Consider the following 1,418-nt stretch of genomic DNA (forward strand, 5'->3'; position numbering starts at 1 on the left):
GCCCGACTGCTTGTATCCGCCGAAAGCCGCGTGCGCCGGGTAGGCGTGGTAGCAGTTGGTCCAGACCCGGCCGGCCTTGATTCCGCGGCCGAGTCGATAGGCGGTGTTGATGTCGCGTGACCAGACACCGGCACCGAGACCGTACGGTGTGTCGTTGGCAATCTTCAGGGCCTCGTCCGCGTCGTCGAAGTTCGTGACGGACAGGACCGGACCGAAGATCTCTTCCTGGAAGATCCGCATCTGGTTGTGACCCTCGAAGATGGTCGGCTGGACGTAGTAACCGCCCGAGAATTCGCCGCCCATGTCGGCGCGCTCGCCGCCGATGAGGATCCGTGCGCCCTCCGCTCTGCCGATCTCGACGTAGGAAAGGATCTTCTCCAGCTGTTCGCTGCTCACCTGTGCGCCGATCATGGTTTCGGTATCGAGCGGATTGCCCTGCTTCACAGCCTTGGTGCGGTCGATCGCGTCGGTGATGAACGATGCGTAGATCGAGGACTGGATGAGCGCGCGGGACGGGGCGGTGCAGACCTCGCCCTGGTTGAGGGCGAACATCGTGAAGCCCTCGAGCGCCTTGTCGTAGAACTCGTCGGTCGCCGCGGCGACGTCGGAGAGGAAGATGTTCGGGCTCTTGCCGCCCAACTCCAGTGTCACCGGGACGATGTTCTGGCTGGCGTACTGCATGATGAGCCGGCCTGTGGTCGTCTCACCGGTGAACGACACCTTCGCCACCCGGCTGCTTGACGCCAGTGGCTTGCCGGCTTCCGGCCCGAAGCCGTTGATGACGTTGACCACCCCGGGCGGCAGCAGGTCGGCGATGATCTCGATCAGCTTCATGATCGACGCGGGGGTCTGCTCGGCCGGCTTGAGTACGACGGTGTTGCCCGCAGCGAGCGCGGGCGCGAGCTTCCACGCTGCCAGGGTGAGCGGGAAGTTCCACGGGATGATCTGGCCGACCACGCCGAGTGGCTCATGGAAGTGGTACGCGATCGTGTCCTCGTCGATCTCGGCGATCGACCCCTCCTGGGCGCGCAGCGCACCGGCGAAGTAGCGAAAGTGGTCGATGACGAGCGGCATGTCGGCGTTCAGCGTCTCGCGGACCGGCTTGCCATTGTCCCACGCCTCGGCGACGGCGAGCGCCTCAAGGTTCCGCTCGATCCGGTCGGCGATCTTCAAAAGGATGTTCGACCGCTCGGTGGCCGAGGTCCGCCCCCAGGCAGCAGCGGCGCCGTGGGCCGCGTCGAGGGCGAGCTCGACGTCCTCCGCGGTGCTGCGGGCCACCTCGGTGAACGGCCTGCCGGTCACCGGCGTGATGTTTTCGAAGTACCGCCCCTTGACCGGGGGCTCCCACGTGCCGTCGATGAAGTTCTCGTACCGGCTCGCGTAGGAGACCGGGCTGCCCGGCTGGCCGGGTGCTGCGT

The 1,418-nt window shown here is 66.1% G+C and carries 1 protein-coding gene; it reads right to left on the reverse strand.

Annotated features, from left to right (window positions below; all coding sequences use genetic code 11):
• Window positions 1-1,418, reverse strand: a 1,418-nt coding sequence (locus U9980_RS16280) for an aldehyde dehydrogenase family protein (protein WP_322768695.1), incomplete at both ends; no start/stop codon positions are given.

This window comes from Protofrankia sp. Cr1 (genome assembly GCF_963555865.1).
Taxonomy (GTDB): domain Bacteria; phylum Actinomycetota; class Actinomycetes; order Frankiales; family Frankiaceae; genus Protofrankia.